This window comes from Gemmatimonadaceae bacterium, assembly GCA_020846935.1.
GTDB lineage: Bacteria > Gemmatimonadota > Gemmatimonadetes > Gemmatimonadales > Gemmatimonadaceae > RBC101.
This window is the reverse complement of sequence record JADLCY010000008.1, coordinates 22,991-39,732: the sequence shown is the minus strand read 5'-3', so window position 1 is coordinate 39,732 and position 16,742 is coordinate 22,991. Positions and strand designations below refer to the sequence as shown.

Sequence of the window (16,742 nt, the reverse complement as noted above, 5' to 3'; positions counted from 1 at the left end):
CGCCTCCACTGGGCGCCTCAGCCAACAGCGACGGCCATCGCGGCCGACACCTGACGAGACCCGGAGATCACTCCATGTACGCCACGCTCTTCCGCCGTACCGCCGGCATCCTGCTTCTCCCGCTCGCCGCCGCGTGCGACGACGCCTATGGAAACGACAGTCCCGGACAGAACCTGCCCACGTTCACCGCGATCACCGCCTCCGGCGATCTCTCGGCGAAACTCGTCGAGCTGCGCTCGCGACTCGGGGAGCCCAACAATGGCGTGACGGCCGGCCAGCAGCCGTCGGGCCGGCGCGAGGTCAACTGGGACGCGGTGGGCGCCGCCAACACCAACACCAACGCCTTTCCCGGCGACGGCTTTCGTGGCCGCGGGCTGATGATGACGACGCCAGGCACCGGACTCCGGGTGAGCGACAACGACTTCAACGATGTCAATCCCACGTACGATGCCGCCTTCGAGGACTTCAGTCCGGCCAAGACGTTCATGGCCATCGGCAGCAACGCCATCAACCTGACCTTTCGCGTGGCCGGCGATACCACGCAGGTGGCCACCGTCCGCGCGTTCGGCGTGATCCTGAGCGACGTCGACGTGGCCAACACCTCATTCATCGAGGCCTACGACGCGACGAACCGTCTCATCGGCAAGGTGGCCGCGCCCATCCGCAGTGACGCCAAGGGTCACTCGCTCGTGAGCATCGCCTTCACCGATCCCATCATCGCGCGCATCCGTATCATCGCTGGCCTGGGGTCGTTAGGTGCGGCGAAAGACGTGAGCGACGGGAGTACCGTGGACCTGGTCGTGGCCGACGACTTCTTCTTCAGCGAGCCGGTCAAGCCATGACCATCGGTGCCGGGCCGGGGACCGTTCCCCCGACCCGGCGCTGGTCCGGCTACGCGTCCGGCCGCCCGGTGGACCGCTTCACGCCGGTGACCTCGCCACCCTCCTCGCGCAATCGCAGGTCGCCCGGACGCACGAGCACCCATGGAGCGCTCGTGGCGTCGGTCGCCACCGGAGCGCCCACGCGACCTACGACAGGCAGTCTGACGAACCATCGCCGCACGAACCACGCGCCGTCGTCCAACCTGGCGAAGTGCACCTCGCCCCCCACGCCAGCCGAGTCGGCGCCGGTGGCCATGCGCGACCACGCAAACTCGACGAAACGCAGCTCCATCGTTGCCGCGTCGAGCCACAGCGTGCCGGCCACATCAGGGAGGGACCGCGAGGCAACCGGACGGAACCCGATGCCCGCCAGGCCACGCCGATCGCGACGGCCGCTTACCTCTTCAAAGCAATGATCCCTCACGAAGGCGTCCGAGAGCAGAACCTCGGCGTCGAGCCCATGGTAGATGACGCCCCCATCCGACCTCGGCGCCCGGTATCCATTGACGGAGAGCGACTCCGGATCAATCGCGGTGAAGGGTCGCGAAACGACGCCAACGGCCTGGGACCGCGTTTCGCTCCGCACGCGGCGAGTCCGCGGGTCGAGCTCGCGCACGTAGCGCACGACGGTCGCCGAGTAGCGTCGGTCGCGGAGCGAAATCTGCGCGGCGAGGAGCGCCGTGCGTGCCTCCTCCCAGAGTGCCGGCACGCGCGCGCTGCGGGGCGATACGTCGCAGAGACGCACCATCGTGACCGCGACCTCGGGGAGCATGACGGCCGTGCGGTCGAGCACGAGGTCATGTACGACAGTCTCGGACGCTTCGATCTGCAACGCGGGCGAGACATACCGTCGCATGCCAGTGCGCTTGGCCGAAACCACGAAGCGCCCGGCTCGCGGCGCACGCATCGCGTACGTCCCGTCCGCGTCCGTCAACGCAGAAGCCAGTCCATCCGCACTCGCGCTGTCGGTCAGCTCGACGAGAACGCCCGCGAGCGCGGCGCCGGTCGCACGTTCGTTCACGCGGCCCCGGACGACCTGGGAGCGCAGCGGCGCGGCGAGGCACAGCAGGATCGCAGCGAGAAGAGCCCGGCGCACGTTCATCGACGCAGCATCAGTGGGACCAGGGCGTGTCTTGGCAGGGTCAGCGTGTGTCGCGTCGCCACCTTGTCGTCGACGCCGAGCACCTCGATGCGCACCGGCTGCCGAGCGGGCACATCGCAGAAGAGCGCAACGCCGTTGGCGTCGGCGGCCAGCTTCACCAGGATGGGACGCTGGACGAGCGCGGCGCCCGAGGTGCGCACGACGTCGAAGCTGGTGTAGCGAACGTGCACCATGGCGCCTGGGACCGCCGTGTTCGTGCTGTCGGTGACCCGCACGCGAATGGCGGCAACATCACGGTCACCAAACTCGCCAAAGCCACATAACACTCGCAGCACCTGACGCGTGCCCAGCGCCTGCACGGCCGTCCTGGCGGCCCGACCCTCCGACACGTCGAGATCCTGTTCGGCCGCGAGAACGCCGAGAGCATCATAGTCGGGATGCACCAACTCAAGCGTGTAAGCGCCGGCGCGCAGGGAGTCGAGCGTAAACGTCCCGTCGGGGCGCACGGGAGCGCGATGCGAGATCCCGGCCAACCGCACCGTTGCGCCTCGCAGCGCCACCCGGCCCGTGCTGTCCATAGCCACGCCGGCCAGTTTGGCGACCGGCGTCGCCGCCGCGCGGCCGGCCAGCGCGACATCGCCGCCGTGTTCGCGGAAGTACGCCAGCTCGGGGCGCGTGTTCACCGGCATCCGGCTCGTGGCGACCGGCGCGCGCCACACCGGCGTGCGGATGTACCACTTCGAGACGTACCACGTGCCATTGTCGAGGTGACCAAACTGCACCTCGCCGTTGGCGAAGCCCTCGCGAAGTTCCTCCGGAAGGTTCACATATCGGAACTCGACCAGGCGCAGGGCATGGGTGGCAGAGTCAAGCCAGACGGTGCCCTCGATGTCGGGCGCGCGCCGCTCGCGGGTGGGCCTGAACGCCAGTCCTGACAGCCCGGGCCGCGCCCGGGTCCGCGGGCCGAGGCCAAAGCAGTGCTCGCGCACGAACGCGGTCGACGTGAGCACCTCGGCGTCGGGCGCGCTGAAGGTGTAGCCGCCGTCGTCGTCCGGTCGAACATACCCGTCGGACGACAGCAGCGAGGTTGACTCTGACACAAACGCGCGCTCCGCGACGCCACGTCGGGTGGCCAACTCCTCGCGCAGCACGCGCAGGCTCACCGGCGCAAGCTCCCGCGTGTAGCGCACGACCGACGCCGTGAAACGCCGATCGCGCAGCGCCAATTGTGCGGAGACGAGCGCGGTGCGCGCTTCGTCCCAAAGCGCGGCGATACGCTCACGGTCGCCCGGCTCGACATCGCAGGCCGTGACGCCGCTGACCGCGACCACCGGCAGCGTGGCCGTGAAGTCGATCGCCGCGAGGGTGATGTCCAGTCGGCGCGTTTCGCCCGTGCCAAGGTCAAACGGCGCAGACACCCATCGCCGCAGTCCCACGCGTCTGGCGCTTACGATCCAGCGACCGGCCGTTCCGGCTCGCACCGTGTACTCCCCGTGATCGTCGCTCAGGACGGAACGCGCCAGCGAGGCCTGGCCTTCAGCGTCGCCGGCAGCGGTGTCCGCCACGACCTCCAGCGAAACGAGGACCCCGGGAATCGGGGCGCCGGAGCGCGTGTCCCGCACCACACCACGCACGACCTGAGCGCCGAGCGGGATGCCCAGCAGCCCAGCGACCGCGGCGAGCACCCATCGAACCCTCACCAGAGCGTAATGCGCGCGCAATCCGTCCATCACGGCCTCGTCATCTGGCACGCCGACGTTAGGCGAAGCGACACCCACCCGTTCCCGCCGGAGGCGACCATGTACGTCAAGCTCCCCGAGTCCGCACGGAATCGCAAGCGCTCGTTCGGTGGCACTCTGCTCAGTACGCTCGTCCACGCCGTTGTCGTGGGCGGCACCGTGGTCGCCACCGGCGCCGAAGTGCAGCGCCAGCGTGAACCCGAGACGCCGAGTCGCGTGGTATACGTCGCACCGCCACCGGATCGCGTCACCGCGGCCAGGCCCCCGGAGTCGTCGACGCCGCGGATCCCCACCAACCTCGAGCCGGTGGTTCCGGCGGTGCCGCGCACGATCGATCTCTCCGTGGTCCCGCCCTCGCTCCCGGCCACGACCTCGACCATCGGGACGATCAGCGAAGCGCTCTTTCGCCGGGTGCCGCGTGACTCGACGCCTGTGGGCCCAGCCATGCCTCCCTCGGACCAGCCGCTCACCGAGACGATGGTCGAACGCGTCGTCCAACCCCTCGGCGGGAACCCCGTGCCGCGCTACCCGTCACTGCTGGCCAACACCGGCATCGAAGGCGTGGTCTACGCGCAGTTCGTCGTCGATACGATGGGCCGCGTGGAGCCCGCATCGATCCGGTTCCCAAAGAGCGATCACGTTCTGTTCGAGCGCGCCGTTCGCGACGTTCTCGTGCGTTCGCGCTATCGACCGGCCGAAGTCGGCGAGCACCGCGTGCGCCAACTGGTGGAACAGGCCTTCTCGTTTGCGCTCAAGCGGTGAAAGCCCGCGCCGGGTGATTCAATCAACCGTGCCGCTCCGCGCTCGCCTCCGCCACAGGGACACCATGCGATGCACGCTGGCGTCCAAGCTGAGCGCGAGCGCGGCCTCGGGCGTGAGCCATCGCGCGTCGACCAGTTCCGTGCTCCCTGGTTGCGGAAGTCCATCGACTTCAGCGAGAAATCTGAGGTCGAAGTGCTGATGTGGTGGCGCACTCCCGCGCGCTGGAATCTTATGGATGTCGAGGTCGAACAGCGCGTCGGACATCGCGGCGTCGAGGCCCGTCTCCTCACGGACCTCGCGCCGAGCCGCGGCCACGGGCTCGACGTCTTCGGGCTCGATGTGGCCACCGGGCTGAAGCCACAGCGAGAGCGTAGGGTGGGCAATGAGCAGCACCCGATCGTGCGTGCGCGAGACCACGAACGCGCTGGCGGTAAAATGCCCCGGAATGAACTGCTCGCGCGAGAACGGGTCCGTCGTTGTGGCAAGCAGTTCGATCATGCGCGCGTGGTCTCGCGCGTCGCGCGCATCGGCCAGGGGGAAGTCGTCGAGGAGTTCCAGCGTCCGCATCCCGCGAGGGTCCGCGGTGAGCACGCGGACGGTCATCGCCGGCGGCGGCGCGACGACCCGACCAGTGCGCCGAGCACACCGCGCACCAACGTTCCGGTCACGGCGACGGCGGCAGTGCGCAGCACACTCTTGCCCACGCTGCTGCCAAGGATCTGGCCCAGCACGCCGCCCGGCGCTTCCGACGATGCGGCCGATCCTCGCCTCCTCGGGGCCTCGTCCTCGGCGGTCGGCGCGGTCGCTTCGGCGGCATGGCGCGCGGCCAGCATCTCTCTCGCGCTCTCCCGGTCGATCGCCTGGGCGTAGCGCTTCACCTGCGGCGTCTGGATCCGTTGTGCCAGTTCGGCGTCGGTGAGCGGCCCCATCCGCGACTGCGGCGGGATCATGCGTGCGGCAAACGGCGGCGTCGGCGCGCCGCTCGGTTGCAGGGACACCACGAGCGCTTCGCCGATACCTAACGAGGTGAGTGTGGCCGGGATGTCATAGAACGTGGTCTTCGGAAAGGTCCGCGCCGCGGCGCGCAGGTCCTTCTCGTCGTCGGGAGTGAAGGCGCGCAGGGCATGCTGCACGCGGTTGCCGAGCTGCGCGAGCACGGTCTCGGGGATGTCTTTCGGACTCTGCGTGATGAAGAACACGCCCACGCCCTTGGAACGGATCAGGCGCACCGTCTGCTCGATCTGCGCCAGCAGCGCGGGGGATGCGTCCTTGAACAGCAGGTGGGCTTCGTCGAAGAAGAACACGAGCCTGGGCTTGTCGACATCGCCGATCTCGGGCATCTCGTTGAACAAGCTGGCCAGCATCCACAACATGAACGTGGAGAACAGGGCGGGCTTCTGCTGGGCGTCCTGCAGGGCGAGTACGCTCACCAGGCCTCGCCCGTCGCGCTCGACCGCGAGCAGATCGTCGAGCTCGAAGGCCGGCTCACCGAAGAAGCTCCCGGCGCCCTGCTGCTCCAGCTCCACCATTTCGCGCAGGAGCACGCCCACGGTGGCCTTCGACATCCCGCCGTACTCACGCAGTTCGTCGGCACCCTCGTCGCTCAGGTACTGCAAGGCGGCCCGCAGGTCACTCAGGTCGAGCAGGAGCAGGCTCTTGTCGTCGCAGTACTTGAACACCATCGCCAGCACGCTGGCCTGAGTCTCGTTGAGGCCGAGCGCCTTGCTCAGCAGCAACGGTCCGAAGCTCGACACGGTGGCCCGGAGCTGGGCGCCCCGCGTGCCACTCAGGCTCAGGAACTCCACGGGGAAGCCCTGAGCGTGCCAGGCGTACCCCGTGTCCGTCGCTCGCGCGGTGACCTTGGCCGACGCTTCGCCCGGAACCGCGATGCCCGCGACGTCACCCTTGATGTCGGCCAGAAAAACAGGGACTCCCTGTGCCGAAAGTTGCTCGGCGATGAGTTGCAGCGACTTGGTCTTTCCCGTTCCCGTCGCGCCGGCGATGAGGCCGTGGCGATTCATCATGGCGAGCGGGATGCGGACGGTGGGCGACGGGTGGCACTCCCCTTCGTGCACCACGGCGCCAAGGGTGATCGAGGGGCCAGAGCTGCCAAAGGCAGAGGCAGCGGAAGCGATGACGTCGGGATTCATGGGCATACCGGCCGGTGGAGCGTTGGAAACGGCCCATAAGTTGGCGCATCGGGCGCTGGCGCCGCCATGCCGGCGAACTTGCACCGCGCGCGTCGCGGTGCGTGGGATGAGCCCGGGCCCCGCCCGTGGCGGTACGGCGCCTGATCGGACCCTGCCGCGCACGTTATCTTGCCGCTCCCTGCGGTGCCGGGATCGAGGTAGGTGTCTGCGATCCGCACCCGTCTTCCCCGTACCTCATGTCACCCCGTCATCCGCTGGAACTCTCCGGCGACGCCATGCGTGCGTTAGGCGCGCAGGTCGTCGAGGTCTCGGTTCGTCACTTCGAGACGCTGCGCGATCGGCCCGTCTCCACGCCGATGCTGTCGCGTGCCACCACCGAGGCCCTGCTGCGCACGCCTATTCCGCAGCACGGCGAAGACCCGCACGCGCTGGTGCAATGGCTCGCGGACCATGTCTTTGGCCCGCCGCTCCACAGCGACCATCCGCGCTTCTACGCCTTCGTTCCGAGTCCGTCGAACTTCGTGAGCGCCGCGGCCGACCTGCTCACGAGCGCCCACAACGTGTTCATGGGCCATTGGATGGCCTCGAGCACGGCGTCGCAGATCGAGCTGATCGTGGTCGACTGGCTGAGGGAGCTGTGCGGGCTGCCGGCGGAGGGCGGCGGGATCATGGTGAGCGGCGGCTCCATGGCCAACCTGTGCGCGGTGGCCACGGCGCGCGAGGCGATCCTCCGCGGACCGGACGACCGTGGGACGCTCTACTGCTCGGACCAGACGCACTCATCGCTCGCCAAGGGTGTACGTCTGATCGGCTTTCGGCGCGAGCAGCGTCGCACCGTGCCCACCGACGATCAGCTGCGCCTCTCGGTCCCCGCGCTCGAGCGCATGATTGCCGAGGATCGCGCGGCCGGTCGACGGCCATTCTGTGTCGTGGCAAACGGCGGCACGACCAACACCGGCGCGGTGGACCCGTTGCGCGAACTCGCCGCACTCTGCGCCCGCGAGGGCCTGTGGCTCCACGTCGACGGCGCGTACGGTGCGGCAGCGGTCATCACCGAACGCGGACGCGTCGCCCTCGACGGGCTCGGGCTCGCCGACTCCATCACGCTCGATCCGCACAAGTGGCTGTTTCAGCCGTACGAGCTGGGCTGTCTGCTCGTGCGGGACGCGCGCCGCTTGCGCGACGCCTTCGCGCTCGAGCACGACGACCACGCCGACTACCTCGCCGACGTCACGCGACACGTCGAGTCGGAGGTCAACTTCTACGAGATGGGGCCGCAGCTCACGCGATCGTTCAAGGCGCTCAAGCTCTGGCTCTCGCTGCGGACCTTTGGCCTGGATGCATTCCGTCGCGCCATCGACGTTGGCTTCGACATGGCCGAGGAGGCGGCGCGCGCGCTGGACGAGGACGGACGCTGGGAGGTGGTGACGCCACCGCAGATGGGGGTCGTGTCGTTCCGATGGCGCGGTGATGGCACGCACACGGCGGAGGAGATCGAGGCCATCACGGCGCGCTCGGTCGACGCCATGCGCCACGACGGGTACGCCCTCGTCATGTCGACGTCGCTCCGTGGGCGGGCTGCGCTGCGCCTCTGCCCGATCCACCCCGGCACGAACGCGGGTGAAATTCGCGAGACCGTGCGTCGCTTGAGCGTGTTCTCTGAGGCGGCGGCTTTGGCCGTGGGGTCGTCAGCCGGCGCGTAAGCGCCGGCTGACGTTCACGAACTTACCGGAGGCCCCGTTCAGGACAGGTCGGCGCTTCACCGGACAGCGCGAACGCCGGGTGTGATATCCACTGCTGAACTCGCGCGGCCCCGTCCTACACGAGTGCTGCTGCGGCGCGCACGATGTGCTCGGCCGTGATGCCGTACTCCTGGTAGATCCGCTGGTACGGCGCGCTCGCACCAAACTTCTCGATGCCGATCACGGTGCCGTGGTCTCCGACCAGTCGGTACCAGGGCATGGGATGCGCGGCCTCGATCGCGATGCGCGGCACGCCGGGCGGCAGCACGGACGCTCGCCACGCCGCGTCCTGCTGCGCGAACAGCTCCATGCTCGGCACGCTCACCACGCGGGTGCGCACACCCTTCGCGGCGAGCGTGGTTTGCGCCTCGAGCGCCAGCGAAACCTCGGATCCGCTGGACATCACGACGAGCTGCGCCGGCCCGCCCGCGCTCTCGGAGATCACGTATCCACCGCGGGCCAGCCCGCTTGCGGCCCCGCGGCCGGGCAGGGCGCGGTCGATGAGAGGCAGCTTCTGGCGCGTGAGCACCAGGGCCGTCGGCCCGGTGCGGTGCGTGAGGGCGAACTTCCACGACTCGGCCACCTCGTGCGCATCGGCGGGACGAAGCACCACCAGGTTCGGAATGCAGCGAAGCGCGGAGAGATGCTCGACAGGCTGGTGCGTCGGGCCGTCTTCGCCAAGGCCGATCGAGTCGTGCGTGAACACGTAGATCACGCGCTGGCACATGAGCGCGGCCAGTCGAACGGCCGGGCGCATGTAGTCCGAGAACACCAGGAACGTGCCGCCGTATGGAATGACTCCGCCGTGGAGCGCCATGCCGTTCATCATGGCCGCCATGCCGTGCTCACGGACCCCAAACGGCACGTTGCGGCCGGCGAACGCGTGCGCGCCGAGCAACGGCGCGTCCTTGATCGTCGTCAGGTTGGAGCCGCTCAGGTCCGCCGATCCGCCGAACAGCTCGGGAACCTTGCCCGCCAGTGCGTTGAGCACGACGCCCGAGGCCGCACGGCTTGCGACGTTGCCGTTCTCCGCGGTGAATGTCGGGATCGCCTGCGCCCATCCACCGGGCAGGTCACCCTGCGTCCGACGGCCGAACTCCATCGCCTCGGCGGGGAACGCCTTTGTGTACGCGATCACCTGCCTGCGCCAGGCGTCGTGCCCGGATGCCCCACGCGCCGTGAGGCTCTGCCAGTGGGCGCGGGCCTCGTCGGGCACGGTGAAGGGTTCCGGGTACTCCCAGCCATAGGACTGCTTCGTGAGCGCGATCTCGGCGGCGCCTAACGGTTCGCCGTGCGCCTTGGCGCTGTCCTGCCGATTGGGCGACCCGTAGCCGATATGGGTGCGGGTGATGATGAGCGTGGGGCGCGTGGGGTCGGCCTTCGCCGCCCCGACCGCGCGATCGATGGCGTCGAGGTCGTTCACGTCCTCGATGCGCAGCACCTGCCACCCGTAGGCTTCGAAACGTCGCTGCGTGTCGTCGGTGAACGTCAGGTCGGTGCTGCCGTCGATCGAGATGCGATTGTCGTCGTAGAAGCCGATCAGCTTGCCGAGACCAAAGTGGCCCGCAAACGAGGCGGCTTCGTGCGAGATACCCTCCATCAGGCATCCGTCGCCGACGATGAACCAGGTGTGGTGATCGACGATGGCGTGACCATCGCGATTGAACTCGGCGGCGAGGTGCGCCTCAGCCACCGCCATCCCGACGGCATTGGCCAGCCCCTGGCCGAGCGGGCCGGTGGTCGTCTCGACGCCGGGCGTGTGACCGTGTTCCGGGTGCCCGGGAGTGCGGCTCCCCCACTGACGGAACTGCTTGAGGTCGTCGAGGGTCACGTCGTAACCGCTCATGAACAGCGACGCGTACAGGAGCATCGACGCGTGACCGTTGGACAGCACGAAGCGGTCGCGATTGGGCCAGGCCGGATCCGCCGGATTGTGGCGCAGGTGTCGGGTGAACAGGGCGTAGGCGAGGGGCGCGAGCCCCATCGGGGCGCCCGGGTGGCCGCTGTCGGCCTGCTGGACGGCGTCCATGGCCAGCGTGCGCACGGTATTGATGCACAGCGCGTCGAGCGACGTCGTCGTCGCGTCGGCGGAGGGGGTCAACGGCAGAGCTCCTGTGGGGGTCGCGCCTCGTTCCTTGTCAAAGTTAGTGATCGCTCCCGACGAGGTGGAGGTATGAGCGCAGACATCGAGGGGGCAGGTCGAGATTTCACGCGACTGACAGCACATTCCGCAGATGACCCGACCCGTTCCAGCCAGACGACGCTCCGTTGCTGCCCTCCGGCGCCTGTGGCGCGCCGTGGCGATCGTGGCCCTGGGCAGCGTCGCCGCAGCGGCGCAGGCGCCCACACCGCGCGAAGACTCGCTGCACCGCGCCATCTTCCGCGAACTGGTGGAGATCAACACCTCACCGCTCGGAGGCAACGTGAGTCGCGCCTCACGTGCCGTGCAGCGACGGCTGCTGGGGGCGGGCTACTCCGCGCGTGACGCGCGCGTGGTGGGTGGCGCGCCGAGCTGCCTCAACGTGGTGGCCACCCTGCGCGGCCGCGATGCGACAGCCAGGCCGTTGCTGCTCATGGCCCATCTGGACGTGGTCGGTGCGCGACGCGCCGACTGGACGCACGATCCCTATGTGCTCCGGGAGGCCGACGGCTGGTTCTACGGACGCGGCGTCATGGACAACAAGGCCGGTGCGTCCGTGCTGGTCGCGAACATGATCCGATGGAAGCGGGAGCGCTTTGTACCACAGCGCGACGTCATCATGGTGCTGACCTGCGACGAAGAGACCACTGCCGCCGGTGGCATTGGCTGGCTCCTCGAGCACGAGCCGCGACTGCGCGCCGCCGACTACGCGCTCAACACCGACGCCGGCGGGGCCAGCGATTCGCAGAGTGGCCGCGTCGCCTTCGACCTGCCGGCGGCGGAGAAGATGTACGCCACGTTCGAGTTTGTCGCGCGCAATCCGGGCGGACATTCTTCGGTTCCGCGTCCGGACAACGCCGTCTACGCCCTGGCCGCTGCCCTCACGCGCCTGGCGAACCACCGCTTTCCCATCCTCTACAACGACGTCACGCGCGGGGCATTCACGCGTGGCGCCGACCTGGAGACGGGCCAGCTCGCCGAGGACATGCGAGCGGCCGGTCGCGGCGAAACGACGGGAGCGGCGATCGATCGACTGCTGCAGAACCCGGTGCTCGCGAACCAGCTCCACACCACCTGCGTCGCGACGATGCTGAGTGGCGGGCACGCCGAAAACGCGCTCGCTCAGTCAGCCACGGCCACAGTGAACTGCCGCGTCATGCCAGGGGTGCCGATCGCGGAGGTCGAGCGCACGCTCGCGGACCTCGTCGCGGACACCAGCGTCACCGTACGTCTCACCGCCCCGCCCACGCCGAGCCCGGCGTCGCCGCTCCGCGCTGACGTGCTGCCGACGATCGAAGCGATGGCCGAGCGCTTCTGGCCGGGCGCGGTGGTCGTGCCGGGGATGTCGGCAGGCGCCACGGATGGCCTCTACCTCAGGAATGCGGGCGTGCCGGTGTATGGGGCAGGTGCCATCCTCATGGACCCCGCGCGCGATCGCTCGCACGGCCTGGACGAAACCGTGCCCGTGCAGGCCCTCTACCGCGCGCGGGAGTACTGGTACGAACTCGTGAAGGCCCTCACCTCGGGGCAGGCACGCACGATGTAGTCCGCTCCGGGCACGTCCACCATCCGCGATCCTCGCATGCTCCGTCAGATCCTGTTCACCCTCCTTGTCGTTCCGATCCTGCTCGCCGCGTGCGACGCGCGCCCCGCGCCCGAGTCCGACACGACGTCGATAACGCTGCCGCCGGCGCCCATCGGCTGGGCGTTCGATGCGCCGGCAACGTGGGATGATCGCGTGACGCTCGAGGACTCCGGGTCTGTCCCAGGTACCCGCTCGGCGCGAACGTTCATCTACACACCGCGCGATTCAGGCACGGGACGACAGCCGCTGCTTGGCATCTTCGTCTTTGACTCCGCCGCATGGTCGGCGGCGGCGGTCGGTGAGCGCGTCCCCGGGCTGGACTCTCTTGCGAGTGCCGGTGGCCAGGTGTTCGCGGCCTCGGTGGCGCCAGGCAACCCATTCGCCGAAGGGAGCCGCGACTTCCGCGCCTTTGACTCGCTGCGCGTGGCCCTTGCCACGGTGCGGAAGGGGTTTCGCGTGGCGAGGTAGACACGGTTCGGGGTCCCATAGCGCGCCACGCGCGCGTCGGCCCTCGCCGAGCGGTGGCTCAGGGTCCTGGGGGGAGGGTAGCCCCCTCGTGTGCAAGTTTTCGGACCGCCGACGTCTCCCCGGTGAACCTCCCCGGAGACCGCCATGCACCGCCGACTCGTCCCGCTGCTCCTTGCCCTGTCACCCACCCTTGCGTTGGCACAGGGCCGCCTGATCTCCCGCTGCGCTCCACCACCGGCATGCCGGCCAGATGCGGAATGCGGGCGAGTCGCCGTGACCGACTGCGGCCCGACGCTCGTTCGGTCGGGAAGCACGGTGCAGGTCGCGCTCACCGACCGCGTGCTGCGCTATGAGGTCACGGAGACGTTCGTGAATCGAGGCCGAAGTGTGGCCGAGGCCGACTACATCTTTCCCCTGCCGGCCGGGGCCGCGTTCGAGGACCTCAAACTGTCGATCAACGGGGAATTGGTCGCTGGCGAAACCATGACGGCGGATCGGGCGCGCAGCATCTACGAAGAGATCGTGCGGCGTCAGCGCGATCCGGCCCTGGTCGAGTGGATGGGAAGCGGGATGTTGCGGACGCGGATCTTTCCGATTGCACCGGGTGAGGAGAAGAAGGTCGTCGTCCGCTTTCAGGCGGTTGCATCCCGCGAAGGCGACGCGCTCCGCGTGGACTACCGACGCGGCAGCGATCCCAACGCGTCCGGCGCGCCCGCGCTCGTCCGACCTGCGGTGGAACCGCGCGGATTGGCCGCGGAAACTGGCGGCTGGACGGCGTTCACGCTGCGGTACCAGCCGGGCAATGCCTACGGCGATCCGTATTCGCCGACCCACACCCTGCGCGAGCGCGACGCCGGTCGCGAACACGTCGTGGAGGCGCGGGGCAGCGCCGCGGACGTGACGATCCTCCTCCCGCTTCGGCGACCCAACACCGCGGCGATCAGCGTCCTCACTCACGACCCTGACGACGACGCCGGGTTCGCGCTTTTTACCATTAGTCCGCCGGCGACGGCGCAGCGCACGTTGCCGCGGGACGTGACGCTCGTGATCGACGTATCGGGTTCGATGCGCGGTCGCAAGATGGAACAGGCGCGCGAGGCGGGCCACGTGCTCCTTGCGTCACTCCGCGCCGAGGATCGTTTCCGCATCGTGGACTTCTCCACCGACGTCCGCAGCTTCCGCGACGGCTTTACCTCGGCCACGCGCGACAACGTGCGCGAGGCGGGTCGCTACCTCGACGCGTTGCAGGCCGACGGCTCGACCAACATCTCCGGGGCGCTCGAGGCCGCGCTCGAGGCGCGGAGCGACGGCGAGCGGTTGCCGCTCGTGGTCTTCATGACGGACGGCGAACCGACCATCGGTGAACGCAATCCGGATCGCATCGCGGCGATGGCGGCGCGCCAGCGGGGAAAGGCGCGGCTCTTTGCCATCGGCGTGAGTGCCGACGTGAACGCCGGCCTCATCGAACAACTGGCCATCGAAGGCCGCGGCACGGCGCACTTCGTGAGGGACAGCGAATCCGTGGAGCGCACGGTGTCGCTCCTCGCCTCGCGCCTCACCGCGCCGGTGCTGACCAACGTGCGGCTGCGGGTGGACGGTGTGCGGCTCCACCAGGTGCTGCCGTCGGGACCGATCGACCTGTTCGCGGGCCAGGACATGGTGGTGCTCGCCCGCTACGAGGGCCACGGCGACGCGAGCGTGCGCCTCGAGGGAGAGTCGGTGGACGGCCCGGTGACGTGGTCAACGCGCGCCCGCTTCGCGGACCACGACCGCGACAACCCGTTCGTCGCGCGCCTCTGGGCGGCCCAGCGCATCGGCTGGCTGGCCGCCGAGAAGCGCCGAGGCGGCGCCAGCCAGGAGATGGACGCCGAGATCCGTTCGTTAGGCGAGCGGTACGGCATCCCGACCGAGTTCACGTCGTACCTGGTCGTGGAGCCGGGCACGACGGTCGCCGCGATGCGTGACGGGCCGGCCAGTCTCCCGCGGGACGCCGGGCTGCGTCGCGACCGCGCGTCGCTGGGCAACGCCGTCCCCACCGCCCAGGCCGCGAGCGGCGCGGGCGCGATGCCCGCGGCGCCCAGCGCCAGCGAGCGCCGGTTCGAGGAAGCGCGCGCCGCCGCGAGGCAGCGAGAAGCGAAATCGACGGCCGAGCTGGATGAGGTCGCGGGCACGGCGGGTCCGCGCCGGGCCGGTGGGCGGCTCTTCACCCTCGCCAACGGTGTATGGACCGATACACGTTTCGTCGCGAGCCTGCGCACCGTGACCGTCAAGCCCTTCTCTCCCGCGTACTTCGCGTTGCTGCAACGCCTCGACCAGCTGGCCGCCCCCTTTGCGCTCGGCGAGCGCGTGGTGGTTGCTGGCCGCGCGGTGGCGGTCGCCCTCGCGCCGACCGGGGTGGAGCGCCTCACGGCGGCCGAACTGGCGACCGTGATGCGCGACTGGTAGCGGCGGATGCGCGACGACGAGCTCGAACGACTCTTTCACCTCTACCACACTCCGCTCGTGCGGTATCTCACGCGACGGCTGGGTGACCGCGACTGGGCCGAAGAGGTCGCGCAGGAGACCTTCCTGCGCGCCCTTCGCCAGGAGCGCCTGACGAGTGAGCGGTCGTGGCTGTTTGCGGTCGCGACCAACCTCGTGCGGGACGAGGCACGGAAGGACGAGCGACGGCGTCGTCACCTGCAGTTGCTGGCCGAGGAGGAGCGGGACCGCGTCGTGGAGCCGGTGGTGCCCGATGCGGACCGCGCGCGCGAGCAGGCCCTCGCGCGCCGCGCGGTGGACGGCCTCGCCGAGCGCGATCGCCTCGCCCTGCTGATGAAGGAGGAAGGCCTGAACTACGGTGAGATTGCCGAAGCGTTAGGCATGAGCGTCGGTTCGATCGGGACGACGCTCGCGCGGGCGCGACGCCGTCTCGCCGAGTCGTACGAAGCCCTGCAGGCCGCCGACTCGGGCGGTGGAGGAAGTCATGCGGCATCCTGACGAAGGCACCATCCACGCCTGGCTCGACGGGGAGCTTGCGCCCGACGAGGCCGCGGCGCTCGCGGCGCACGTCGCCGAGTGTGCGACCTGCGCGGCGACGGTCGCCGAGGCCCGCGGACTCGTGGCCGCGTCGGCTCGCATCCTCAACGCGCTGGACGACGTGCCCCGCGACGTCAGCCCGACCTCGCGCAGAGCGACGCGTTCGCCCAGGCCGACGAACGCGGGGCTGCGCCGGCGTCGGCCGTTCTACCGCCATCCACAGTTTGCCGCCGCGGCGGCGGTCGCGGTGCTTGCCGTGGGTACGATGACCGTGTTGCGCCGGAGCCCCGGCGCGGTGAGCGAGGCGCCCGCGCCGGTCGCGGCCCAACGCATGGACTCGGCGGCACTGGGGACGGCGCCGCCTCCAGCGCCGGCCGGCCCCGAGGTCGGGACCGGAGCCGTGGCGGCCGGCGTGCCTGCATCACCGAAATCCGTCGCCGTCACGGCAACACCGGCATCTGAAAAGCGTTCGCTGCGGGATGCAGGTCCGGAAGGCGGCGCCAGGCGCGGCGAGGCCAGCGCATCAAGTGGCGTGGACGCGGCGGGCACCGTGGGCGCCATCCGCACACTCGCCGCGGACGCTCCGAGAAGGGAGATCGCGCAGGAGGCGGTGGCCGCGGAAGCGAAGGTGGATCGCCTCGCGCGAACCACGGCGGACTCGACGCCACCTGCGCCGACGACCATCGCGGCGGCTCCCGTGCCCCGCGCCGCTCCCAGGGCGGATTCGGTCGTGGCCGCCGAAGCAAGGCGCCTCGAGGGCGAGCGCAAGGCAAACCTTCAGCCGATGCAGGTCGCCGCCACCGGCGCGGCATCGTCCGTGGAACGGCGGCGCGCCGAGGTCGACGCGTCCCGCGCCCCCCTGTGCTACGAGTTGGCGCGCACGCCGCTCACTCAGCAGCTCGGCGTTCCGGAGCGCATCGTGCTGCTGCCGCAACGCGCGCCCATCGCCGGCGATCGTGCCTGGTATGCCGCACGCGACCCGGGCTCGAACGTGGTGAACGCGTGGATCTGGGCACCCGGCGAGGGCGACCTCGTTCAGCTCGCGCGCGCAGATGGGACGCCGGCCAGCCCACGCCAGCCGGTCACGATCTCACCAACCGGCGACCGTGCCGCGGTACGGGCAACCCGTGTGCCCTGTACGGTGCCCTGAGCGCG

13 protein-coding genes are annotated in these 16,742 nt (G+C 69.7%); 8 read left to right on the top strand and 5 right to left on the bottom strand.

The window, feature by feature from the left end; genetic code table 11:
• Nucleotides 1-74: 74 nt before the first annotated feature.
• On the top strand, nucleotides 75-842 hold the full coding sequence (locus IT361_09630; protein ID MCC6317938.1) for a hypothetical protein: 768 nt from the start codon (nucleotides 75-77) through the stop codon (nucleotides 840-842).
• Between the two features lie 49 nt (nucleotides 843-891).
• Here IT361_09630 and IT361_09625 read toward each other — a convergent pair whose 3' ends face one another.
• Nucleotides 892-1,983, bottom strand: a complete 1,092-nt coding sequence (locus tag IT361_09625; protein ID MCC6317937.1) for a carboxypeptidase regulatory-like domain-containing protein — start codon at nucleotides 1,981-1,983, stop codon at nucleotides 892-894.
• Nucleotides 1,980-3,683 carry a carboxypeptidase regulatory-like domain-containing protein gene (locus IT361_09620; protein MCC6317936.1) on the bottom strand — a complete coding sequence of 568 codons (1,704 nt, stop codon included), beginning with the start codon at nucleotides 3,681-3,683 and terminating at the stop codon, nucleotides 1,980-1,982. The genes IT361_09625 and IT361_09620 overlap by 4 nt, the downstream gene beginning before the upstream one ends.
• 9 nt (nucleotides 3,684-3,692) lie before the next feature.
• On the opposite strand from IT361_09620, the gene IT361_09615 reads away from it, so the two are divergent.
• Entirely contained in the window at nucleotides 3,693-4,484 is a 792-nt protein-coding gene (locus IT361_09615; protein ID MCC6317935.1) for a TonB family protein, read from the top strand.
• A gap of 18 nt (nucleotides 4,485-4,502) precedes the next feature.
• Here the strand turns inward: IT361_09615 and IT361_09610 are convergent, their stop codons facing one another.
• Both IT361_09610 and IT361_09605 read right to left on the bottom strand, forming a co-directional pair.
• The gene (locus tag IT361_09610) at nucleotides 4,503-5,087 is read right to left on the bottom strand and encodes an NUDIX hydrolase (protein MCC6317934.1); all 585 of its coding nucleotides are present in this window, start codon (nucleotides 5,085-5,087) and stop codon (nucleotides 4,503-4,505) included.
• A complete protein-coding gene (locus tag IT361_09605) occupies nucleotides 5,084-6,634 on the bottom strand; it encodes a DUF853 family protein (protein ID MCC6317933.1) in 1,551 nt (516 codons plus the stop codon). Before IT361_09605 ends, IT361_09610 begins: the two co-directional genes overlap by 4 nt.
• A gap of 236 nt (nucleotides 6,635-6,870) precedes the next feature.
• Between IT361_09605 and IT361_09600 the strand changes: the two genes are divergently transcribed.
• Complete coding sequence (locus tag IT361_09600; GenBank protein MCC6317932.1) at nucleotides 6,871-8,337, top strand: aminotransferase class I/II-fold pyridoxal phosphate-dependent enzyme; 1,467 nt, start codon at nucleotides 6,871-6,873, stop codon at nucleotides 8,335-8,337.
• Nucleotides 8,338-8,452: 115 nt separating this feature from the next.
• On the opposite strand, the gene tkt is transcribed toward IT361_09600, so the two are convergent.
• Entirely contained in the window at nucleotides 8,453-10,603 is a 2,151-nt protein-coding gene (gene tkt / locus IT361_09595; protein MCC6317931.1) for a transketolase, read from the bottom strand.
• A 7-nt stretch (nucleotides 10,604-10,610) separates the two neighbouring features.
• Between tkt and IT361_09590 the strand changes: the two genes are divergently transcribed.
• The 5 genes from IT361_09590 (at nucleotide 10,611) to IT361_09570 (ending at nucleotide 16,737) form a co-directional block, all read left to right on the top strand.
• Nucleotides 10,611-12,062 (top strand): M20/M25/M40 family metallo-hydrolase, encoded by a 1,452-nt coding sequence (locus IT361_09590; GenBank protein ID MCC6317930.1) that lies wholly within the window; start codon nucleotides 10,611-10,613, stop codon nucleotides 12,060-12,062.
• Between the two features lie 36 nt (nucleotides 12,063-12,098).
• Nucleotides 12,099-12,569, top strand: coding sequence for a hypothetical protein (locus IT361_09585; GenBank protein ID MCC6317929.1), 471 nt, complete (start codon nucleotides 12,099-12,101; stop codon nucleotides 12,567-12,569).
• A gap of 144 nt (nucleotides 12,570-12,713) precedes the next feature.
• On the top strand, nucleotides 12,714-15,014 hold the full coding sequence (locus IT361_09580; GenBank protein MCC6317928.1) for a VWA domain-containing protein: 2,301 nt from the start codon (nucleotides 12,714-12,716) through the stop codon (nucleotides 15,012-15,014).
• 6 nt (nucleotides 15,015-15,020) lie between these two features.
• Complete coding sequence (locus IT361_09575) at nucleotides 15,021-15,548, top strand: sigma-70 family RNA polymerase sigma factor (protein MCC6317927.1); 528 nt, start codon at nucleotides 15,021-15,023, stop codon at nucleotides 15,546-15,548.
• On the top strand, nucleotides 15,535-16,737 hold the full coding sequence (locus IT361_09570; protein ID MCC6317926.1) for a zf-HC2 domain-containing protein: 1,203 nt from the start codon (nucleotides 15,535-15,537) through the stop codon (nucleotides 16,735-16,737). The genes IT361_09575 and IT361_09570 overlap by 14 nt, the downstream gene beginning before the upstream one ends.
• Nucleotides 16,738-16,742 lie beyond the last annotated feature (5 nt).